The sequence below is a fragment of the uncultured Thiothrix sp. genome, from assembly GCF_937873765.1.
Lineage (GTDB): Bacteria > Pseudomonadota > Gammaproteobacteria > Thiotrichales > Thiotrichaceae > Thiolinea.
In genome coordinates, this window is the sequence record NZ_CALMZC010000038.1 from 1 (window position 1) to 22,165 (window position 22,165).

Here is a 22,165-nt window from a genome sequence, read left to right on the forward strand (position 1 = left end):
CGCTTAAGTTACTACCGCTTTAGTGGCTCTTCAACTCCTCTGGTGCATGACCCGAGTGGGATCTAAGCCGACCTGCTGCATATCAAAATGTCGAAAGCAGGGCTGAGTAAACGCAAATTGGCCGTTAGTTTCGGCAATGATTTTTTCTAAATCATTTTCTACTTGAATTAAACCCGCACTCATCACAAACGACATAGGCACGGAGTCATGTAATAAAGAGGAAGGTGGTAAACGGGAAAACCCCGCTTGAGCGTGGAGCTGAAGAAAAGCTTCACTAAGACTTTGAGTATCGAAAGCAAGTAGTTTCGTCAAAGACATGGAATAAAATCCTGTGCGGGGTTTTAAATCTGAGTTTAGTTGCCAACCACCCTCAGATTTCAATGGAGTCTAGTTTAGAATGTATACCGAAAATTTGAGCAAGTCTACCTAACTCATTCAAGTTGATGTTTAAAATTGATACTTCACATCTAGCAGAAAAAAATAAGGAGTTTGCTTAAAACCAGTAATTCGGATAACGCCGCAACGGCGACAGATTATTAATGAATAATGCGACGACTAAGAGTAAAACGACGCCCAGCAAAATCGGATCAAGCACGAACCAATAACCTAATTCATGCACTCGCTCACTACCTGCTACTGCAATCAGGGCAGTGCCGCCGCCCGGAGGATGGGTCGTGCGGGTTAAGTACATCAGCACAATAGCAGTCGCTACCGTCAAAGCAGAGCTTAACCATAAAGGATCAGGGAGTAATTTATAGAAACTCACACCCACTAAGGCACAAATCAGATGTCCGCCTAATACATAGCGCGGTTGAGAAAAAGGCGCACTCGGTGAACCGTATAGGAGTACTGCGGTTGCACCAAAAGAACCAATCAACAGTAAATGATCTTGTGTCGTTAAACTCATGCGACTATCGAGCCAGCCTACTAAAGCAATCCCTAAGAAACCACCAATCCATGAGCAGAGCGCATTACGCCAGTGAATCGGATGAGGTGAGCGATTGCCACCCCCTTTCATCTTTTGTAGGTAGTTATTCAATTTAAGTAATAACATAGAAATTCCTTGTTTTGGTGCATTCTAACCCGACTTATCGTTGCAACTATTAGCTTGAAGGAATAGGCCGCCCAGAATTTTTGCTATTTACATGCATGCCCTCCATTTTTCCTACGCATTTAGGGATTACTATAAGTCGATGAAAATGACCATCTTCTCTAAACTCTTGCTGACGATTCTCACCACTACCTTGGTGGTGATTCTCTTCATGATGTTTTTCATGAATTGGAGTTTTCGCACGGGCTTTGCGGATTATCAATATCGCAATGATTTAGAGCGTGCTCATCGGCTCGTGGAACGTTTGGAAGAGGTTTGGGAAGAGCAAGGTAGTTGGAATAGTCTGCGAACTGACCGTCGCAATTGGTCGTTATTGCTAGCTGAAATTGGCGAAGGCCGGTTCGCACGCCGTGCTGACCGCCTCCTCAATGACGTGCATCATACACGTAGTCGGCAAGAGAATAATCAGCCACCTCCCCCTCCGCCTAATCAAAGTTTAGCGGGGCGTTTACGCTTACTAACGAAAAATGGCGAAGTCCTGATTGGTATGCCTGTTCTTCGCCCTGAAGATAAATCCACCAGTTTAGAAATTACGGTGAATCAGCAAACAGTGGGTTGGCTACAAATTATTCAACGCACTTTAATCACGGATCAAATCGCTGAAACCTTTCGTAAACAGCAAGCACACAATGCTTATTTGATCGGATTGTTCGCAGTAGGATTATCAGTATTGATGGCTTTATTAGCAGCCCGTCAATTTGTGCGTCCGGTGAAGCGCTTGATGCAGGGTGCAAAGACCTTAAGTGAGGGACATTACAGCACGCAAATTTCAGTGAGTTCGAGCGATGAGCTGGGCGATTTAGCACAGCGCTTTAATCAATTGGCGGAGTCTTTGCAACAGCATCAAGAACAGCGTGCTCAATGGATTGCGGATATTTCCCACGAATTACGTACACCCTTAGCGGTGTTACGTAGCGAAATTGAAGCGTTACAAGATGGGATTCGTAGCCCTACGCCGGAGCGAATTCGTTCTCTACATGCTGAGGTCTTATCTTTGAGTAAATTGGTGGATGATTTGCATCAGCTATCGATGTCCGATGCAGGCGAGTTGGATCGTTCAGATCTGACGGTGTTAGATCTGAACGAGGTGCTGCAAGATCTCCTGCAAAGTAGTAGTGTCCGTCTTGCCAGTAAGGGCTTAAGTTTAGAAGCTCGGTTGCAACCTCAGCCTTTAGTTATTCAAGCAGACTATAAAAGTCTGCGCCAAGTGTTTGGAAACCTGCTAGAAAATAGTTATCGCTATACCGATACACCGGGTCGGGTGGTGGTAAGTAGTCAGCAAAAAGGCAGTAACGCAGTATTGATTGTACAAGACAGCTCACCCGGTGTGCCTGATGCTGCGTTACCCCGCTTGTTTGATCGTTTATTTAGGGTAGATAAGTCGCGTAGTCGTGCCTTAGGTGGCTCTGGCTTAGGCTTGTCGATTTGTAAAAATATCGTCGAAGGTTTAGGGGGACAGATTTATGCACAGCACTCGCCTTTAGGGGGCTTAGCGGTGTATGTTGAATTTCCTCTAGCCGATGTAACAGCATAAGCATGGATAAGCAAAAAAATATTCTAATTGTGGAAGATGAGCCGAAACTGGCCGAAGTTTTGCGAGAATATTTGCAGCAATCAGGCTTTAGGGTGGATTGGCTCGCGAATGGTTTAGACGTGGTCGCTTGGGTACGAGAACAGCAGCCGGATTTAATTATTCTGGATTTAATGCTGCCCGGCAAAGATGGCTTACAGATTTTCCGCGAAGTTCGTCAATTCACCGATACACCCATCATTATGGCAACTGCTAAAGTGGATGAAATTGATCGCTTAGTGGGTTTGGAGTTGGGTGCAGACGATTATGTCTGTAAGCCCTACAGTCCGCGTGAGTTAGTGGTGCGGGTGAAAAATATTCTGCGCCGTGCAGCGATGCCAGCTCGTGAATTATTAGTCGAAACTGGGATTGAGATTGATGCAGAGCGCATGGAGGTACGCATTAACGGGCAGGCTTTAGTGCTAACACCAGTAGAGTTTCGGCTATTGCAGCAGTTTGTTAACAATCCCGGTAAGGTTTATTCACGTAATCACCTCTTGGATCATTTGTATAATGACCATCGCATCGTGACGGATCGTGCGGTCGATAGCCATATTAAGAATCTGCGTCGCAAGCTCGAAGCCGCTATTCCTGAGAAAGAAGTGATTCGTTCTGTTTATGGCGTGGGGTATAAGTTTGATACAACAAGCATAGACAATTAAAATAAAAGCAGCAAAGATGTACCTTTGCTAACAAGAACTATCAAGGATTGTATTTTAAATGCTAGAAAGACTTGCACGTTGGAACCGTTCTGCTGCGTTTTGGCTGATCTTGATTGTGCTGTGTATTGCGCTAGAAGGCGCTGCTTTAGTTTATCAATATGCTTTCTATTACGATCCCTGTGTACTCTGCGTACATATTCGTGCGTGGATTTTGGGGATTTTCGTGGCTTCCCTACTGGGCCTTATCCTCCGCAATAATCGTCTTGGTTTAATTATTTCGAATCTACTAGTGCTGCTCAGTTCATTAGGCTTTGTGGAGCGCTCTTACCGCACCTTAGGTACTGAAATGGGTTTTTTGGATGGAGCCTGTTCAATGAACCCGAATTTCCCGAGTTTCTTGGCGCTCAACAAATGGCTACCCGCTGTATTTGAGCCATTGACTTCTTGCGGCTATACCCCGTGGGTGATTCCGCAGATCTTATCAATGGCTCAGGCTTTAATGATTTGCTCAGTGGTAATGGCCTTAGGCATGTTAGTGATGCTGATTGCGAGTTTACGCCGCCCCACAGATAGTTTTTAACCTTTAAAAGCCTCTTTTGAATTTAGGTACTCTAGTTCGGCTGGAGTACTTTCCCGCCCTAGGGCGGCATTTCGATGGGGAAAACGCCCAAAGCGTTGCACAATCCCACGATGATGTTCTGCAAAGCGTGCATTCTCGGTCAAACCAGCGGCTGTAAATAAACGCACTGATTCATCCTGATCCGCTAAGTGTTCACTGTGCATCAAGGGCATATACAAAAACATCACACGTTCAGGTGGCAATTGCTGATCAAAGCTTTGCGCAAGCGCGTGTTTAGTTACGGCTACGACTTGCTGCTCCGTGGAAAAGCTAAGCGCTGCACCGCGATACATATTCAATGGAAATTGGTCGAGCACAATACACAGAGCTAAGCAGCCTTCGGCAGTTTGTTTCCATGAATCTAATTTACCGTCTCTGGCTTCAGCCCAAGTATTCTCGAAACGTTCACGAATCTCTGCATCAATAGTGGGTGTTGAGCTAAACCAATGTTGCTGCATTGGAGGCGTATACCAAAAATCTAAAATATCCTTAATCTGCATCGCTGGCTCCAAAACTTTTTCTTGATGAGGGGATTATAGAGGAGTCTAGACAAACTCTATAATAAGCTGGTTTTGAACCGCTGGGTCAATAATTGCCTAGTAGCAAGCTAGGATGAATCATTCAAGCTTGTGTCTTCAGTACGCAAGCATAGCCTATTAACTTTAGCTTAGATCTTATGTCAGAGGAACAAATGGCTCATCAATATACAGCAGAAGTGATTTGGGAGCGTGGGCAACAAGCTTTTCTCGATAATCGTTACAGTCGACAATATCTTATGAAATTTGATGGGGGCATCGAAGTCATCGGCTCATCCTCCCCTTGGGTAGTTCCGCTGCCGTTGTCAGCACCTCAGGCAGTTGATCCAGAGGAATCTTTTGTTTCAGCTATTTCAAGTTGTCACATGCTGTGGTTCTTATCGATTGCTGCAAAACGAGGTTTTGTGGTCGACTTTTATCATGATCAAGCGGTAGGTGTGATGACAGCTAATGCACACAAAAAATATTGGGTTTCAGAAGTGGTGCTCCAGCCAAAAATTCTATTTTCAGGAGTTAAACTACCTTCACTAGCAGCAATTCAGCAGATGCATGATGAGGCACACGAAGAGTGTTTTATTGCTAATTCAGTGAAAACCCAGATAACTATTAGTGCCCAGTAAGATTTTATAGGCCTAGCTAAAAATCTATGAAAAAAGGGAACTAGACTTGGCAAATCAATTGCGTATTCAAGCCGATACACTCTACCGCTTCATTCAACTCCATCCACGTTTGCTAGTATTAACTGGTGCTGGCGTAAGCTTAGCATCGGGTATTCCTACTTATCGGGATGAAAATGGGGTATGGCAGCGTGGTACACCGTTGCAGCACTATGATTTCATTCAAAAAGAAGCTGTGCGTAAGCGATACTGGGCGCGTTCCTTTGTCGGTTGGCCAAGTATCTCTCAAGCTCAACCTAATATAGCTCATCAGGCTCTAGCCCAATTAGAAAAACTGGGTTTAATTGAGCAGCTAGTGACACAAAATGTAGACAATCTGCATCAAGCAGCAGGCAGTGAACAAGTAGTAGATTTACATGGCAACTTGCAGAGAGTCATATGCTTACAATGTGGAGCAAAGACTACGCGTGCTGAACAACAAGTACGCTTAGCAGAACTTAATCCTCAGCTACCAAGCTTGCAAGCTGAAGTTCGCCCTGATGGCGATGCGGCCTTAGCAGATGATTATTTTGCGCATTTACACTTACCTACTTGTTTAGTTTGCGCGGGTGTACTGATGCCTGATGTCGTATTTTTTGGGGGTACTGTTCCAGTTACACGGGTAGATAACTGTTTGACTGCACTGGAAAAGTCTGACGCTTTATTCGTGGTTGGTAGTTCGCTCAAAGTTTATTCAGGTTATCGGTTTTGCGTGCGTGCCAAAGAATGGGGTAAGCCGATTATTTTACTTAATCCCGGGAACACGCGCGCGGACGAAATAGCGCAATTACATATTCGGGCAGATTGTGGAGCAGTGTTAAATGAGTTAGTGGAGAGCCTTTTCTCGCAGCTCCAAGGTAACTGCGAGGATTAAAAGGTTAGAGGCTAGCAATTAAGAGCTACTGGAGCCACTTTTTCCGCTGAAAATATTAAAAGTATCCATCCAACGTTTGGCAAAATCAGCGTTATTCATAATGGAAGACTGAAAAAAACCCATAGGATCATAGCCATCAGCACCCGAAGTCAGGCGCTCCAGCATCTTATCCATGACCTGTCTATTGAATTCCTGTACATCTGGTAAGCCTACCAGACGACGCATTTCCTCAGGCGTTACCTCAACGTCGATTTTAATATTCATCGTCTTCTCTCCTCAGCAGAACGATTTTTATTTTAAGTCTTAAAATGGATAGCCGCTTAAACTCACATTTAATAATACGGCTGCTTGCTTTGGGTCATCTGCATCAGTCACTAAGAGCAAGTGCACCTGATTCCCCTCGACTTGTGCAGTGATACCCTCGATTTTGTAACGATTATCTAAGATCGTCAAATTAACTAGCTTACCTTGAGCATTGATCACACCCAGAGCTGCTGCTACTAAGTCACCATCCGCATAACTATTATCGGTGGCTTCTGCTGCTGCAGAAAACACCCAGCTACCATCCGGCAAAGAAGCCGCATCGGTAAAGCATAAGGGCACACCTTCGACTTCACCTAATGGATAGGCTTGAATCGAAATAATCAGCTCCGGCACTAAACTTTGCTGCTTAGTGATTGTGCTTAAAGTTTGTGCGAGCTCTAAACGAATACAAGCATTCTGGCTATTAGCCGCTTGATTGCCCCGTTGCAGCAAATTCAAATAGCCATCAACGAAAGCACCCTCAATATTCAGATCAGCGAAATGCTCGGAGAGTTTTGCATATAAGAGGCTTAGATCAATGATGAGCGGTGATGTATTAATCGCCCCATCAGCCGCCAAACCCAAGAGCACTCCTTGACGACGGCGTTTTTTTGAGCCAGAGCCAAGTGCTAATAATGCACCGTTGGGATAAGTACCAAAAGCGGGTAGTAAGGTTAAAGCTTCAAAGTCGGGTTTATATGCCTTGCGTTCTTTTGGCTCATCGGGCAAAGCACCTTCCAATAAACGCAATAAGCGTCCGGGCGCGGTTTGGCTACGTGAAAAAATCCCTAAATGATTTTCGTCATCGGCTATCACATATAAGTAATCGCCGACACTGACTAAGCCACTCGCTGCTGCCAAAAACAGCGGGCGGCCAATGGCAGTGGGTTCGGCTAAATCTAAAGAGCGAAGTCTAGTGAGCTGCAAGATAAACTACCTTACTCTAAGCCTTGGCTGTTTAGATATTCGTCATACGTGCCGCGATAATCTACTATCGAGCCATCGCCTTTCACATCGAAAATCCGAGTGGCTAAGGAGCTTACGAATTCGCGGTCGTGGGAAACGAAGATTAGCGTGCCATCGTAACGTGCTAAAGCACCGTTCAAAGACTCGATAGACTCCATATCCAAGTGGTTGGTAGGTTCATCCATCAGCATCACATTAGTACGCGACAGCATCATCCGCCCAAAAATCATCCGGCCTTTCTCACCACCTGATAGGACTTTTACGGCTTTTTTCACAGTATCACCACCAAATAACAGCCGTCCTAAAGTGCCGCGAATTTGGGTTTCCGCATCTTCGCCTTCATAGCCTTGTTTACGCACATATTCGGCGATCCAATCGGTGAGGGCGCGGTCGCTTTTGAATTCATCTTCATGATCTTGATCATAGGTGGAAATGCGCACTTTCTCCGCCCATTTAATAGTGCCTTTTTGTGGCTGTAACTGCCCCAGTAAGAGCTTCATCAGTGTGGTTTTCCCCACCCCGTTTTCCCCGATCACGGCGACTTTTTCACCGGCTTCGACGGTGAAGCTGAAGTTCTTAATCAGGGGTTGCTCCATCCCTTCATAGCCGAAACTGAGGTTTTCCACTTCCACCGCAAAGCGATGTAGACGCTCTTTTTCATCGTATTCAAAGCGAATCCAAGGATATTGACGGCTGGACGGTTTCACATCCTCTGGCTTGAGTTTTTCAATCAGTTTACGGCGGCTGGTCGCTTGTTTCGCTTTAGATTTATTCGCCGAGAAACGGCGCACGAAATCTTGCAGCTCTAAAATCCGTTCTTTAGCTTTCGCATTCGCATTCGCTTGACGCTCACGAGCCATGGTGGCCGCTTCCATAAATTCGTCGTAATTGCCCGGATAAACCTGAATCTTGCCGTAATCCAAGTCCGCCGTATGCGTGCAGACTTGGTTGAGGAAGTGCCGGTCATGCGAAATAATAATCATGGTGGATTCACGATTATTCAGGGTATCTTCTAGCCAGCGAATCGTGTTGATATCAAGGTTATTGGTGGGTTCGTCCAACAGCAAAATATCAGGATTTGCAAACAAAGCTTGGCACAACAGTACCCGTAATTTCCAACCCGGAGCGACTTCACGCATCGGGCCATTGTGTTGTTCGACCGGAATCCCCACCGCGAGCAATAACTCACCCGCACGTGCTTCAGCGGTATAACCGTCGATTTCGGCGAATTGACCTTCGAGTTCCGCCGCCCGCATGTAGTCATCTTCGGTCGCTTCGAGATTCGCATAAATCGCGTCTTTCTCTGACATGATTTTCCACATGTCATCATGGCCCATCATGACGACATCCAATACGCGCATCTCTTCATAGGCGAATTGGTCTTGGCGCAGATAGGCCATGCGCTCATTAGTGTCTTTAGAAACATTCCCATGAGTAGGCTCTTGCTGCCCACAAAGGATTTTCATAAATGTCGATTTTCCCGCTCCATTCGCGCCAATCAGGCCGTAGCGGTTGCCGTCACCGAACTTGACGGAGACGTTATCAAATAAGGGTTTTGCACCAAACTGCATGGTGACATTAGCGGCAACTAGCACAGGGTATCCTCGTAAGCAAAACTAGGCGTATTAATGCAGATACTTTAGCAGTTTTGTGCTGTGCACGCAGCGTTGTTGCTAATTTAAAACTTGCTGCGGAAGCTCCTCAAACGCCTTCTTCCCTCGCGTCAACTTAAACCAGAGTGTATATAAAGCAGGTAAAAACAATAGAGTCAGCAAGGTCGCACCTAATAGGCCGCCCATAATTGCCACTGCCATAGGGCCAAAAAATACACTTTTTGACAGAGGGATCATCGCTAAAATAGCCGCCATGGCTGTGAGCATAATCGGGCGGAAGCGTTTAACAGCCGCATCCACCACCGCTTGATGCGGAATCATCCCATCTTCAATATTGCGGTCAATTTGATCTACCAAAATAACCGAGTTGCGCATAATCATACCCGACAAAGCAATCGTACCCAGCATCGCCACGAAACCGAACGGCTTGTTAAAGAGTAATAAAAAAGCGGTGACACCAATCAAACCAAAAGGAGCCGTTAACACCACCATCACCACCCGCTGAAAGCTTTGTAATTGCAGCATCAGAATCGTGAGCACAGCAATGATGAATAAAGGCATGCCCGCAGCAATCGAAGCACCGCCCTTAGCACTTTCCTCGACACTCCCACCGATCGCAAAATTATAACCTAGCGGTAAATTCTCAACGAATTTGTCTTGGCTAATTCTTGCCATGATTTCATTAGTGACAGTTGGCGCTTGCACAGTGCTGTAAATATCACCTTTGACTGTGATGGTCGGGACACGATTTCGATGCCAGATTAAGCCTTCTTCTTGGACATTTTCTAAATGTGCGATTTGCGATATAGGCACTGATTTACCATTAGTGGTGGGAATGGTGAGTGATGCTAGAGCTTCAATATTATTCCGATCATTTGTATCGCCGCGTACCATAATCGGAATGGCCTGATCGCCTTGCAAAAACTCTCCAACAGCAGCCCCTTGCAATGTGCTTGAGAGGGCTTGGTTAATATCTGATTGTGTGATACCTAAGGCAATCGCTTTGTTTGCATCCACTTGCAGTCGGACGGACTTACGCAATTCATTCCAATCTAAATGCACATTCCGCAAATTGGGATTCACCCGCATATAAGTAGCTACTTGTTCCGCGAGATGACGCAATTGCCATAAGTCATCGCCTGAGACGCGGAATTGCACCGGATAACCCACTGGAGGGCCATTTTCTAAACGCAATACTCGCCCACGTAATTGCGAAAATTGCTCGCTATCCATTAAAGCGATCAACTTACTACGTAAAGCTTCGCGATCTGGAATGCCTTTAGTGGTAATTACAAATTGCGCAAAACTCGGATTCGGTAATTGCTGATCGAGGGGCAAATAGAAACGTGGCGAACCTGTGCCCACATAGCTCACAAAGTTCTCAATATGTTCGGTTTGAGTAGTTAAATATTGTTCTACACGGTTTACATTTTGCTTAGTTGCTTCAATTGAAGCGCCTTCAGGTAGTTTTAAATCTACCAATAATTCTAAGCGGATAGAGTCGGGGAAAAACTGCTGTTGAACTAATTTAAATCCAAACACCGAGCTAGTGAACACTAATAAAGTAATCAGAATCACGGTTTTAGGATAATTCACGCAGCGATTAATCAGGCGACGAAACCAGTTAGAAAAACCATCAGTCATCTTGTGTTCAGCGCCTTGTATTTTTCCAAGCAAACCTGACTTTTTGTTGTGCTCACGCTCGCTATGTGGAGTAATTTTTAGTAAATGGTAGCCTAACCAAGGCACAATAATAACTGCTGCAAACCAAGATAAAATCAGGGCAATCGACACGACTTCAAAAATAGCGCGAGTATATTCGCCGGTGGCAGATTTAGCAGTAGCTATCGGCAAAAAACCAGCCACTGTGACCAGAGTCCCAGACAGCATTGGAAAAGCTGTGGTGCTGTAGGCAAAACTTGCGGCAGTTAGGCGATCAAAACCTTCTTCTAGTTTCCGTGCCATCATTTCGACGGCAATAATGGCATCATCGACTAACAGCCCAAGTGCTAAAATCAGCGAACCTAAAGAGATTTTGTGTAAGCCAATATTGAACAGGAACATACAGAAAAAAGTACCGGCTAACACTAACGGAATCGAAAACGCTACTACAGCTCCAGCCCGCAAACCCAAGCTTAAGAAGCTAACCCCCAATACGATGACTACAGCTTCAAATACAGACTGGGTAAATTCATTAATTGAGTCTTTAACGGCCACGGGCTGATTATTAACATCACGAATATCCATCCCAAGCGGTAATTGATTTTGAATACGTTGCATAGTGGCTTCGAGATTTTTGCCTAACTGAATAATGTCACCACCTTGCTGCATGGACACACCAATTCCTAAAGAGGGCTTGCCCATGTAACGAAACAGTTCAGTCGGTGGATCGCTATAACCCCGTATTACTTCGGCGACATCCCGTAGTTTTAAGGTTTGCGTGCCAATCTGTAATGGCAAATTACGAATACTGTCTACATCGGTAAAGCGACCGGTAGGATTGACAATAATTCGGTCACTACTGAGTTCATATTCACCGGTTGCCACGACAGCATTTTGCTTAGCTAAGGTGGTTTGTAGCTGTTGAAGGGTAATACCGAGATTAGCCGCTTTGGCATTACTCAATTGAATATAAACGCGCTCAGCTTGTTCACCAATCAAGAGCACTTTAGCTACCGACGGAACGCGTAATAGCTCCTTACGGATTTGATCGGCTGCATCCCGCAGTTGCGCCATACTGAAGCCATCGCCCGATAAAGAATAAATATTGCCGAAGGTATCGCCAAACTCATCGTTAAAAAAAGGCCCTTGTACGCCTTGAGGCAGAGTAGCTTTAATATCTTGTACGCGTTTGCGTACTTGGTAAAACATGTCAGGCATATATTTGGATTCGGCACTGTCACGCCCGATCACCATAATATTGGCACTTGTAGGCATGGAGTAGCTGCGTACATCAGAGACATAAGGGGTTTCCATCACCACTTTTTCAATCCGATTGACGACTTCTTTTTCTATTTCTAAAGCACTTGCACCCGGCCAACGAACTTGTACCAACATGACTTTGAAGGTAAAGGGGGGGTCTTCGGCTTGACCGAGTTTGGTATAACCCCAAATACCTAAAATGATGATTAAAACAAAAAAATATAAAACAAGATTTTGGTGCTTGAGCGCCCAGCTAGATAAATTAGTTTTGCCCATATTTACAGCTCTGGTTTGGCTTCGCCATTATAAGGCACGGGGACAACTTGCTGACCAGCATGTACCCGCGTGGCACCTGCAGCAATCACGGTTTGATTCGGATCTAAGCCAGACACAAGCAAACCATTATTCAAATAGCGCTCCACTTTAACCGGTTTAAGCTGCGTTTGCTGATTCGCATCCACTAGCCAAACAGCCGCTTGTTCACCTTGTTGAAATAAAGCAGTGGGTGGTAACCAAGTGACGGGCATACTTAAGTCTTGGCTGAAAGTTACCGTAGCCGTCATGCCTAATTTCAAAATTTGTTCGGGGTCTTCCACGGCGACTTTGACCAGCCAAGTCCGATTTGCATCCGCAGCAGGGGCAATTTCACGAATCTTGCCTTTTAAAGTTTGCTGGTTATCAGCCCATAAACGAATGCTAGCTGGGGTGTCGACTTTCGCTTGCTGGATGGCTTGCTCTCCAACACGAATCTGTACTTCATATTCACCGGCTTTTGCGATAGTTACGACCACCTGTCCGGCAGCCACCACTTGACCAGCTTCCACGAGCGTGCGCGTGACTACTCCATCTACATTACTGTTTAAGCTGGTATAACCTGATTGATTTTTAATGAGCTTGAGCTGTTCTTGAGTGCTATCCACTTGGGCTTGAGCACTTTTTATTTGCCCGTTTAAGGCCTGAATATTCGCATTTGCTGCCGCTACATCACCTTCAGCAGCGCTCACTTGAGCTTGAGTGCTAGCGACTTTAGATTCTGCACTTTTCACTTGGGCGCGGGCGGCTGCAACATTTGATTGTACCGACCTCAAATTCGCTTGTGCACTTTTAAGACGTTGGGTATTGCCATCTAAGACGGCTTGGCTAGCAAAGCCTTGCTTAATTAATTTAAGCGTGCGGTTGTATTCTAGTTGTGCATTCTCGACTTCAGCTTGCGCTACCCCAACAGATGCTTCAGCGGCAGCAGCACTGGATTTAGCCGTATCAACTGCACTGTAAGCTGTATCTAAGTTCGCTTGTGCTGCAATTAAATTAGCTTTAGAACTGGCCAAACGGCCTTGTGCTCCACTTAAATTGCTTTGTGCTGAACTGAGGCTGCCCATACTAGCTTGTAAACCAGCCGCTGACTGATTGACTGCAAGTTTAGAATCTTCATTGTCTAAGCGCGCTAAGACTTGGCCTTGTTTAACGGCTGCACCAACATCCACTAAGCGCTCAATCAGCTTGCCGCCGACACGAAAAGCTAAATCAACTTCTTGGCGAGCTGTAATTTCACCACTATAGGTTTCGGTGTGTTGAGCCATTGTGTTTTGAGTTTGCCAAACTTGGGCGGGTCGAAGTGGCTCAGCTTCGACGCTTTCTTGTTTGCAGGCAGTTAGGCTGAAGGCAGCCAGTAAACCTAATAATCCTAAAGCTGGTTTCATAAAGAATGCTCCGGATGGGCTTGAGCAAGAAGGCCGATAAGGAGGGTTGACAGGCTATTACCTAAAAACTGCAAGAACTGCTCTTCAGTGACAGGAATTTTACAGTTCGTTTCAATACCTTGAGTCACTAAATGCTGGTGCACAGGATTTTGCTTAATCAGTTGCCACAAACCTAACATTAATGCATAACATTGCATCATGGTTTCGCAGCTAATAGTGGGAAAATGCTGTCGTAGAGCCAGTACGGCCTTATCAATTTGTTCAGTTATGCGCAGCTTAAAAGCCACACCTAGCTCAACGGGAATATGCCGCTCCATTAAACCTAAACATAAAGCGGCTAGTGGCATAAAAGTGGGTGAGTTTTGGATGGACTCAATCACCAACTTAGATAAGTCTTGCGCCTTCATTGGCTCAGCTTGCTGGGCACGTTCAATCACCCGTCCAAAAAACTGCTCCATATCGCGTTCATGTAAAGCTAAGAGTACTTCTTCTTTACTGCGAAAATATAAATACAAAGTACCTTTAGCCACTCCACTCGCTTGAGCGAGGGCATCCATACTACTGAGCCGATCGGTATGAGTTGTCCATAAATCTTGGGCTGCATCCAAAATAGACGCACGCTTGCGCAGCTTTTCTTCTGGATGAATGGCGCGTGGGGGCATAGCTAACTGTCTCTGCTTCTGCATAGCGAAGAGCCGCTGGAGAGAAAGCATAAATGACTGCGAGTCAGTTGTCTATTCAGACTTAATTTTCTATAAAGCTTGCTGAAAAACTGGCTAATTACGCTTGTACTCTCATTTTGGATGCATTAGTTATTTTTATCTGTCACCCAATAACTACCATTTATCGTGCTACGCATAGCTGACCCTCTCCTTAATATCCAATAATTTTATCTAATAAAAAATTAACTTATTAAATTTGAGTGCAGAGTGTCATGAACAAATCCACAGAGATCACTAATACTACTGAAGTTACCAGCAGTCGTCGTAGTTTCTTGAAAAATCTGGGTGTTGCAGCAGCTTCTATTACTTCCTTGCCCTTGATTTCGGGTGCTTTAAACAAAGTTCAGGCAGCAGACTTTTATTATGGTACGACTCCATCCACAAATGTTCTGACTCGTCGTAGCAAGAGTCTATCCGTTCGTCAATTCGCTGCCATGATCCAGTACAGCTTGAGCATTCCAAGCCAAACTCCGAATGCTGATGAACGTTTATATACTGGTAAAATTGCAAACTTCTCTAAAGGCTTACCTCATAACAACTTAGGCGAAGTTGAAGTGCTGGCCTATGACCGTTTGTTAAAGGCCATTAGTTCCGGTCGGCATAGCGATTATGAAGCGATTCCAATGGGTGGCAGCGTTAAATTAGCTAATCCACAAGCGGCCTTGGCTTATCAATTGGAAGGCGGAGATTCCCATACCTACGCTTGCCCACCATTCAATTCCTTATCTAGTGAGTCATTAGCGGGTGAGATGGTAGAAATGTATTGGCATGCACTAGCTTTGGATGTGCCTTTCTCCCAATACGGTCAAGAGCCACAAACCGCAGCAGCCATTAATGACTTAAAACGCTTTAAAAATTATAGCCATGTGAATGCAGGGAATTTATTCCGCGTTGGTTTACCGGGTGATGCTACAGGTCCCTTAGTTTCACAATTCTTATGGCGCGATGTACCTTGCGGCCCTTTTACAATACAACAGCGCTATAAAGTGCCAGTTGCTGGTGATGTGCATATGACTAACTATGATCAATGGTTAGCGATTCAGCGGGGTACACCGGCTGCTACCAGCACGGCGTTTGATGGCACTCCACGTTATATGCGCAATGCCCATGATATGGCAGAGTGGGTACATAAGGACTTTACGTTCCAAGCTTTCCAAAATGCAGCTTTAATTCTAATGGGCTTAAATGCTCAACGTGATACACATCTCTATTCCAGCTCGCCTAGCCAAGCTGGATTTATTACCTTCGGTGGCCCACATATTTTAGACATGGTATCCAGAGCCGCTTATGCCGCTTTGAAAGCAGCTTGGCATCAAAAATGGCATGTACACCGCTCCTTGCGGCCTGAGGTCTTAGCAGGACGGATTCATAATCACATACGTGGTGCTGCTAATTATCCGCTGCATGCGAGCTTATTAAATTCAGCAGGTGCACAACAGATTTTCTCCCGCTACGATAGTTACTTGTTGCCACAAGTTTACCCAGAAGGTTCACCAACGCATCCTTCTTATCCCTCCGGTCATGCCACCATTGCGGGTGCTTGCACGACCGTTCTAAAGGCTTTCTTTAATGAAGCTTTTAGTCTGAATAACAATGTGCTAGTCAGTGATGATGGTTTGAGTTTACTGCCTTATAACGCTGCGAATTTAACTGTAGGCACTGAGCTGAATAAATTGGCAGGAAATATTGCGATTGCGCGTGATTATGCAGGTGTACACTACCGTCAAGATGCTATCCAAGGTTTGTTATTAGGTGAAAAAGTCGCTCTTAATTTATTGAGTGAATCTAAATTGCTGCTAAACGAGGGAAGTTCAACAACTTTCACTTTAACTAAGTTTGATGGACAAACCGTGAACTTCTAATTTTCCCTGACAGGCTCCCTAGGTATCAGCTTGCTTAGGGAGTTCTTTATTTCTACCCGTAAAACCTGCAGCAAAAATCCACTAAAAATATTTTTTTCTAACAACAAAAGCTTAGAATGTCTGTCTAAAATTAAGGGACAATAACTTACACTTTTGCGGGGATCGATAATGAAATTAATGCCTTTGAAACGAAGGGCTTTACCACTCACTTTACTGTTTGCAGGTGCGCTCGGTTTGGGTGGTTGTGGTGAGGGTACACCGCCGGCTAATGCTACTGGTACGAGCGTTCAGCCAGAGACGAATACCACTAGCACTGCTACTAATGTAGCGCCAGCTAAGCCAGTGCTTGATCCAGCCCGCATGGCTAGTGAATTACTCGCACAGCGCCCGAATCCCATTCAAGTTCGTAACCAACCCATCAGTTTAGGTTTCCGTCAAGCGATTGTTTCGGCCGATAAGGTTGGAACCAGTGCAGATGCTTATATCAGCTTAACCCCGCAAGTCCCTGGCAAAGCACAATTTGACGGGACGAATCGTATTATCTTTTTACCCGATGCACCCTTGGCCTCGGGTCAGGCTTATCTGCTCAAGCTGAAACCGCAAGGTTTACTCAATATCGCTCCCGATACGCCTGAACTAGAGTTTGCTTTCAAAACCAAAGCTTTAGAACTAGAAGTTCAGACCAGTGGCTTAGATCCTGTTCCTGATCAAACGAATCAATTACAGTTGAGTGGTAAAGTCTTTAGCTCTGACTATGTGGAGCCCGATCAAATTGAAAAAGTCTTACAAGCGAGTGTGCAGCAAAAGCCCCTGACGATTAGTTGGGAGCATGATGAAAGTGGTACAGAGCACCGCTTTACGGTTAAAGCGATTCCGCGTGAGACGTTCGCGACCGATTTGAATTTAAAATGGGATGGTAAAGCACTCAATGCTGTTGGTATTAATAGCATTGGCCAAAAAGCGTTACCCGTGCCGAGTATTAAAAGTTTTACTGTCACGCGCTTTGAAACCCTAAGTGATCAGGCGGATGGCAAACCTTATGTCAGTATTAGTTTCTCTGACCCTCTTGACCCACAACAAGATTTAACCGGCTTGGTGCAGTTAGGTACGAGTGAAGTTAAAACGCAAATTGTCGGTAATCGCTTATTAGTTTATCCCGCAGCGGAGCTAGAGCCGGGCGAGCATAAAATGATTCTGAATGCAGGGATTAAAGCCGCTTCTGCAGAATTAGGCAAAATTGCTGAGCGCACTGAGCAAAGTATTACCCTTGATCCGCCTAAGCCGGGTATTCGTTTTGTGGGTAAAGGTAGCATCCTGCCAGATAATCAAGCTATGGAGATTCCGCTGGAAGCGCGTGGGGTGAATGCAGTACAGATAACTGCGATGGAGATTTTCCCCGAAAAAATCGAGCAATTCTTGCAAGTGAATAGTCTCGACGGCGATTCTGAGTCCGAGCGGGTTGGACGGTATATTTGGCGCAAAACGATTCCTTTGAATGCAGCCAATCCGAATCAATGGAATCGCTATAGCATCAACGCTAGCGATTTATTCAAAACTAAACCGGGCGCGATGTATCGCTTAGAGCTAGCGATTGATCGCCGCCATTCGACTTTCCCTTGCCCCGTAGGTACACCAGTACCGCAAATTCAGAATAAACCGTTAGCCAGCAGTGAGGATTACGATAGCTCCGCCGCCAGTGGTTGGGATGGTATTTCTGAATACTATGCCAGCAGCGAAAACATTGAATACGATTGGGAAAAGCGTGATGACGCCTGTACCGATAGTTATTTTAATTACAGCGATACCGTTAGAGCCACGCACAATTTCATTGCGAGTAACTTAGGTTTAATTGCCAAACAAGATACTGTGGGCAAAGTACATATCGTTGCTACAGACTTACGCACCGCTGCACCCTCCGCTAATACCAGCGTGACCTTGAAAAACTTTCAAGGCCAAGTGTTAGCGACTGGGACAACCAATGCTGAGGGCTTTGCAGCATTAGCTACCCCCAGTACTCCCTTTCTGTTAATTGCTCAACAAGGCAATGACAAAGCTTATTTAAAGATCAATGCGAATAATGCTCTCGAAGTCAGCCAGTTCGATATTGGCGGCGATACCATTAGCAAAGGCTTAAAAGGCAGCTTGTATGGGGAACGTGGGGTTTGGCGCCCCGGAGATGATATTCACCTCACCTTTGCTTTGCAGGATAAAAGTAAAACACTGCCGCCCAACCATCCGGTTACTGTGCAATTATTCGACCCCAGCGGCAAGCTCAAGCAAACCATTACTAGTCGGCAGCCTGTGGGGCCTTTCTATACCTTTAACTTGAAAACTGCGGATAGCGATCCAACCGGTGATTGGTTGGTGAAAGCGGTGTTAGGTAGCAGTACCTTCAATAAATCCTTAAAGATCGAAACCGTGCGCCCGAATCGTCTCAAGGTGGATTTAAATTATGGTGTACCGGCTTTATTCGGTTATAAGCCTTTACCGGACGCTAAGTTATTTGCGCAATGGCTGCATGGTGGTACAGCCGGTAATTTGAAAGCTGATGTTAGTGTGCGGTTGCGGGAAAAAACCACTAGCTTTGGCACTTTCAGCGACTACACTTTCGATGACCCAACCCGCAAACTGGATAGCGAAGATCAGCAATTGCTAGAAGGTCGCTTAGATAATCAAGGCTATCTAACTTTTAACAAAGGCTTTCAACCTGAGCAAGCGGCTCCGGGGATGCTCAGTGCGTGGTTTACCAGTCGAGTGTTTGAAGATGGCGCAGGCTTTAGCATTAGCAAGCAAGAGCTGGATTACTATCCCTTTGAAAACTATGTGGGTATCAAACTGCCCAAGGGCGATGCTGAGCGCAATATGCTGCTCACCGATACCGAGCATACGGTGTCGATTGGAAGTTTAAATGCTGAAGGTAAAGAAGTTTCCTTGCCACAAGTCGAAGTCACCCTCTACAAAATCGACTGGAAATGGTGGTGGGATAAAACCCCCGATTCCCTAGCTGAATACGCTGACTCCAGCCATAGCAGCAAACTGCAACAATCCATCGTCAGTACTACTAATGGTAAAGGTGAATGGAAATTCCAGATTAAATACCCCGATTGGGGACGCTATTTAGTGCGTGCATGTGACCTACAAGGCAAACATTGCACGGGTAAAACGGTCTATGTGGATTGGCCGGGTTGGGCAGGGCGTGCGCAAGAAGAGGGTAGTGGTGCAGCGGCTATGTTGCGTTTCACTAGTGATAAAGCCAATTACAAAGTGGGGGAAACCGCGCAAATCCAATTGCCAGAAGCGCAAGCAGGCCGTGCTTTATTGACCGTAGAAACCAGTAGCCAAATTCTTGAGCAACGCTGGATTGAGTTCAATGGCCAACGCGGGCAAGTGAGTATTCCGATCACCAATGCGATGGCACCCAATGCTTATGTGAGCATTAGTTTACTGCAAGGTCATCAGAATAAGCAGAATGATCGCCCCTTACGTTTATATGGTGTGCTTCCGCTCTTAGTAGAAGATCCAAGCACTAAGTTGCAACCCACGATTCAAGCTGCCGATGAATGGAAGCCAGAAAGTACCCAGCTCTTCACTGTTGCTGAGCAAACAGGTCGCCCGATGGATTACACTTTAGCGGTGGTTGATGAGGGCTTATTAGGCTTAACCCGCTTCCAAGTAACTGATTTGCATAAAGCCTTCTATCGTAAAGAAGCTTTAGGGATTAAAACTTGGGATTTATTCGATAGTGTCATCGGTGCATATAGCGGCAATTTAGAACGTATGTTAGCCATTGGTGGTGGTGATGAAGCGCAAATTGATGATGCGGCCAATAAGCCTAAACGCTTCCCTCCGGTCGTAAAGTTCTTGGGGGCTTTCCATTTAGACGCAGGCCAAAAACGTGAGCATTCTGTAGAGCTGCCCTCTTATCTCGGTGCTGTGCGGGTAATGCTCGTTGCCGCTGAAGGGAATAATGCTTATGGGATGGCTGAAAAGCCCGTCTTTGTACGGCAACCCTTGATGTTACAATCCTCACTACCCCGTACCTTGAAAGTGGGTGAAAGCATTGAAGTCCCACTGACTTTATTTGTCGCGGATGCCAATCTGAAAGCGGTCGAAGTGAAAGCAGAAGCTGATGCCGCCTTTGCCAGTGTGGGGCCTGTGATCACCGTACCATTCACTCAAGCGGGTGAAAAAACAGCTACCGTTTTCATTAAGGCAGGCGATAAACCGATGCAAGGCAAACTGCGTTTCACTGCAAAAAGTGGCGATCAAACCAGTAGCCATGAAGTCAATATTGAAGTGCAAACCCCCAATTTACCCAGTGTACGTACGGTCAGTAGTAATCTAGACCCAAATGCTGCTTGGAAACAAACTCTAACACCCTTTGGTTTAGCAGGTACCAATCAAGCAAGTATTGAGTTGTCGCCGCTCCCGAATTTGAATCTGGAGCAACATTTAGATTATCTGATTAACTACCCTCATGGCTGCTTGGAGCAAACGACTTCAGCGGTATTCCCACAATTGTATTTGCCGAAACTGCTTAAATTAGAGCCAGAACGTCAGCAAAAAATTGAGCACTATGTGAAGCGTGCCATTGCCAAGTTCTCTAGTTTCCAAGCCAGTAGTGGGAATCTAATGTACTGGCCGGGTTCAACGGAGGCAAATGATTGGGCAAGTCTCTATGCAGGTCATTTCTTAATCGAAGCGCAAAAGCAGGGCTATAACGTGCCTTTGAGTTTGCTGAGTGCTTGGCAAGCTTATCAAGTGCGCCAAGCCCAAGACTGGACGAGTGCTGCGACGGCTGAAGACACCAGTGCGATTCAAGCTTATCGCTTATATGTCTTAGCCGCAGCCGGCAAACCCCAAATGGGCGCGATGAACCGCTTGCGTGAATCTGGTAAGGCCAATGAGCAAGCTCGCTGGTTATTAGCAGCGGCTTATCAACAAGCAGGCCAAGCAGAAGCCGCTCAACAAACCACGGCTGGCTTAGTCGCAAATAATCTAACTGCGTCTTTATCTGAAGCGACTTTTAGCCAACGCTTAGGCCAATTAGGTTTGCAATTAGAAACTTTATTGACCCTGAAAAGACCTCAAGATGCAGATCTAGTGGTACAGCAGATTTCAGCCGAGTTAGGGGATGGCACTAAAGCTTTCAACACTCATGATTTAAGCTGGGCTTTATTATCTGTTTCGCATTATCTCAGTACGATGAAAGAAACAGTGACGGCTGACTATGTGCTTGATCAAGCAACACCTATCGCGCTCAATAGTGCGCAACCGGTGTTGAGTCAGTTACTAGCTGCCAATGACAATGCCTTTGTGTTGACTGTAAGCAATAAGGGCGCAAACAAGCTGTATGCTAGCTTGAACCAACGTGGTATTGCGCAAATGGGTAATGAGCAAGCGGAAGCCCAAGGTCTGCATATTCAAGCGGAGTTGTTGGATAAAGCGGGTAATAAGGTTTGGGATGCTGAAACGGCTGATCCTAATCTGCGCCTACAACAAGGGCAGGATTATGATCTGAGTATTACCGTTAGCAATGCTACTACCCAGAATCTTAAGCATTTAGCCTTATCAGCTTTAGTCCCTTCAGGTGTAGAAATTGGTACGGCTGAAACAGAAACCACCACTACGACTACACCAGAAGGTGAAAGCACCGAAACCCCCGTACCACCGGCTGCTAGCAATGGTTTGAGCTATCAAGATCTGCGTGATGATCGTGTGTTGAGTTATTTTGATTTAGCCGCTGGTGCAAGCCAAAACGTGAAAATCCGTATGAATGCTGCTTATTTAGGGAAATATTATTTCCCCGGATTAAGTGCAGAAGCGATGTATCAGCCTGCTATCCGTGCGCGTACGGCTGGTTTACCAGTCAGTATTGTGAAAACTGCACCCGCTCCGGCTGCTCCTTCGGCCACTAGTGCTAGTGCTGAATCCTTCAAAGCTACACCAACAACTGTGGCTGCTAGCGATAAAATAGCGGCTGAAGAAGCTGAAACGGATACCAATCCTGATGCACTTGAGGAAGAGGAAGAAGCCACTAACTAACTCT

General features: G+C 45.7%; 16 protein-coding genes. 7 read left to right on the forward strand and 9 right to left on the reverse strand.

Annotated elements, in window-relative coordinates; translation table 11 throughout:
* Positions 1 to 30 precede the first annotated feature (30 nt).
* Together Q0307_RS10355 and Q0307_RS10360 are read right to left on the reverse strand one after the other, a co-directional pair.
* Complete coding sequence (locus tag Q0307_RS10355; RefSeq protein WP_298660218.1) at positions 31 to 318, reverse strand: hypothetical protein; 288 nt, start codon at positions 316 to 318, stop codon at positions 31 to 33.
* Positions 319 to 493: 175 nt separating this feature from the next.
* Positions 494 to 1,054: an HPP family protein gene (locus Q0307_RS10360; protein WP_298660221.1), complete on the reverse strand. Its 561-nt coding sequence runs from the start codon at positions 1,052 to 1,054 to the stop codon at positions 494 to 496.
* A 139-nt stretch (positions 1,055 to 1,193) separates the two neighbouring features.
* Between Q0307_RS10360 and Q0307_RS10365 the strand changes: the two genes are divergently transcribed.
* The 3 genes from Q0307_RS10365 to Q0307_RS10375 are packed head-to-tail and all read left to right on the forward strand — an operon-like array spanning position 1,194 to position 3,923.
* Positions 1,194 to 2,645, forward strand: a complete 1,452-nt coding sequence (locus Q0307_RS10365; protein WP_298660223.1) for an ATP-binding protein — start codon at positions 1,194 to 1,196, stop codon at positions 2,643 to 2,645.
* A 2-nt stretch (positions 2,646 to 2,647) separates the two neighbouring features.
* Positions 2,648 to 3,343 carry a response regulator gene (locus tag Q0307_RS10370; RefSeq protein ID WP_298660226.1) on the forward strand — a complete coding sequence of 232 codons (696 nt, stop codon included), beginning with the start codon at positions 2,648 to 2,650 and terminating at the stop codon, positions 3,341 to 3,343.
* Between the two features lie 58 nt (positions 3,344 to 3,401).
* Complete coding sequence (locus tag Q0307_RS10375) at positions 3,402 to 3,923, forward strand: disulfide bond formation protein B (protein ID WP_298660229.1); 522 nt, start codon at positions 3,402 to 3,404, stop codon at positions 3,921 to 3,923.
* Here Q0307_RS10375 and Q0307_RS10380 read toward each other — a convergent pair.
* Positions 3,920 to 4,462 (reverse strand): DUF924 family protein, encoded by a 543-nt coding sequence (locus tag Q0307_RS10380; protein ID WP_298660231.1) that lies wholly within the window; start codon positions 4,460 to 4,462, stop codon positions 3,920 to 3,922. The genes Q0307_RS10375 and Q0307_RS10380 overlap by 4 nt on opposite strands.
* A gap of 191 nt (positions 4,463 to 4,653) precedes the next feature.
* On the opposite strand from Q0307_RS10380, the gene Q0307_RS10385 reads away from it, so the two are divergent.
* Both Q0307_RS10385 and Q0307_RS10390 read left to right on the forward strand, forming a co-directional pair.
* Complete coding sequence (locus tag Q0307_RS10385; protein ID WP_298660234.1) at positions 4,654 to 5,118, forward strand: OsmC family protein; 465 nt, start codon at positions 4,654 to 4,656, stop codon at positions 5,116 to 5,118.
* A gap of 46 nt (positions 5,119 to 5,164) precedes the next feature.
* Positions 5,165 to 6,028, forward strand: a complete 864-nt coding sequence (locus Q0307_RS10390) for an NAD-dependent protein deacetylase (RefSeq protein WP_298660236.1) — start codon at positions 5,165 to 5,167, stop codon at positions 6,026 to 6,028.
* An 18-nt stretch (positions 6,029 to 6,046) separates the two neighbouring features.
* Here the strand turns inward: Q0307_RS10390 and Q0307_RS10395 are convergent, their stop codons facing one another.
* From Q0307_RS10395 to Q0307_RS10420, 6 genes are all read right to left on the reverse strand, one after another.
* Positions 6,047 to 6,292 carry a DUF6489 family protein gene (locus Q0307_RS10395; RefSeq protein ID WP_298660239.1) on the reverse strand — a complete coding sequence of 82 codons (246 nt, stop codon included), beginning with the start codon at positions 6,290 to 6,292 and terminating at the stop codon, positions 6,047 to 6,049.
* A gap of 39 nt (positions 6,293 to 6,331) precedes the next feature.
* Positions 6,332 to 7,258 carry a hypothetical protein gene (locus Q0307_RS10400; RefSeq protein ID WP_298660241.1) on the reverse strand — a complete coding sequence of 309 codons (927 nt, stop codon included), beginning with the start codon at positions 7,256 to 7,258 and terminating at the stop codon, positions 6,332 to 6,334.
* An 11-nt stretch (positions 7,259 to 7,269) separates the two neighbouring features.
* Entirely contained in the window at positions 7,270 to 8,892 is a 1,623-nt protein-coding gene (locus Q0307_RS10405; RefSeq protein WP_298660243.1) for an ABC-F family ATPase, read from the reverse strand.
* 78 nt (positions 8,893 to 8,970) lie between these two features.
* On the reverse strand, positions 8,971 to 12,108 hold the full coding sequence (locus Q0307_RS10410) for an efflux RND transporter permease subunit (protein WP_298660246.1): 3,138 nt from the start codon (positions 12,106 to 12,108) through the stop codon (positions 8,971 to 8,973).
* 2 nt (positions 12,109 to 12,110) lie between these two features.
* A complete protein-coding gene (locus Q0307_RS10415; RefSeq protein ID WP_298660248.1) occupies positions 12,111 to 13,532 on the reverse strand; it encodes an efflux RND transporter periplasmic adaptor subunit in 1,422 nt (473 codons plus the stop codon).
* A complete protein-coding gene (locus tag Q0307_RS10420) occupies positions 13,529 to 14,218 on the reverse strand; it encodes a TetR/AcrR family transcriptional regulator (protein WP_298660251.1) in 690 nt (229 codons plus the stop codon). Before Q0307_RS10420 ends, Q0307_RS10415 begins: the two co-directional genes overlap by 4 nt.
* Positions 14,219 to 14,466: 248 nt before the next feature.
* Here Q0307_RS10420 and Q0307_RS10425 point away from each other — a divergent pair, with 248 nt between their 5' ends.
* Together Q0307_RS10425 and Q0307_RS10430 are read left to right on the forward strand one after the other, a co-directional pair.
* Positions 14,467 to 16,116 carry a vanadium-dependent haloperoxidase gene (locus tag Q0307_RS10425; protein WP_298660254.1) on the forward strand — a complete coding sequence of 550 codons (1,650 nt, stop codon included), beginning with the start codon at positions 14,467 to 14,469 and terminating at the stop codon, positions 16,114 to 16,116.
* Positions 16,117 to 16,284: 168 nt separating this feature from the next.
* Positions 16,285 to 22,161 carry an MG2 domain-containing protein gene (locus Q0307_RS10430; protein ID WP_298660256.1) on the forward strand — a complete coding sequence of 1,959 codons (5,877 nt, stop codon included), beginning with the start codon at positions 16,285 to 16,287 and terminating at the stop codon, positions 22,159 to 22,161.
* The last annotated feature ends 4 nt before the right edge of the window (positions 22,162 to 22,165 follow it).

Excerpts from the sequence above, each read along its gene's own strand:
- Q0307_RS10385 (WP_298660234.1), top strand. The coding sequence starts at position 4,654 with ATGGCTCATCAATATACAGCAGAAGTGATTTGGGAGCGTGGGCAACAA.
- Q0307_RS10360 (WP_298660221.1), bottom strand. The coding sequence starts at position 1,054 with ATGTTATTACTTAAATTGAATAACTACCTACAAAAGATGAAAGGGGGT.
- Q0307_RS10425 (WP_298660254.1), top strand. The coding sequence starts at position 14,467 with ATGAACAAATCCACAGAGATCACTAATACTACTGAAGTTACCAGCAGT.
- Q0307_RS10355 (WP_298660218.1), bottom strand. The coding sequence starts at position 318 with ATGTCTTTGACGAAACTACTTGCTTTCGATACTCAAAGTCTTAGTGAA.
- Q0307_RS10410 (WP_298660246.1), bottom strand. The coding sequence starts at position 12,108 with ATGGGCAAAACTAATTTATCTAGCTGGGCGCTCAAGCACCAAAATCTT.
- Q0307_RS10365 (WP_298660223.1), top strand. The coding sequence starts at position 1,194 with ATGAAAATGACCATCTTCTCTAAACTCTTGCTGACGATTCTCACCACT.
- Q0307_RS10370 (WP_298660226.1), top strand. The coding sequence starts at position 2,648 with ATGGATAAGCAAAAAAATATTCTAATTGTGGAAGATGAGCCGAAACTG.
- Q0307_RS10430 (WP_298660256.1), top strand. The coding sequence starts at position 16,285 with ATGAAATTAATGCCTTTGAAACGAAGGGCTTTACCACTCACTTTACTG.
- Q0307_RS10380 (WP_298660231.1), bottom strand. The coding sequence starts at position 4,462 with ATGCAGATTAAGGATATTTTAGATTTTTGGTATACGCCTCCAATGCAG.
- Q0307_RS10375 (WP_298660229.1), top strand. The coding sequence starts at position 3,402 with ATGCTAGAAAGACTTGCACGTTGGAACCGTTCTGCTGCGTTTTGGCTG.
- Q0307_RS10395 (WP_298660239.1), bottom strand. The coding sequence starts at position 6,292 with ATGAATATTAAAATCGACGTTGAGGTAACGCCTGAGGAAATGCGTCGT.
- Q0307_RS10415 (WP_298660248.1), bottom strand. The coding sequence starts at position 13,532 with ATGAAACCAGCTTTAGGATTATTAGGTTTACTGGCTGCCTTCAGCCTA.
- Q0307_RS10420 (WP_298660251.1), bottom strand. The coding sequence starts at position 14,218 with ATGCAGAAGCAGAGACAGTTAGCTATGCCCCCACGCGCCATTCATCCA.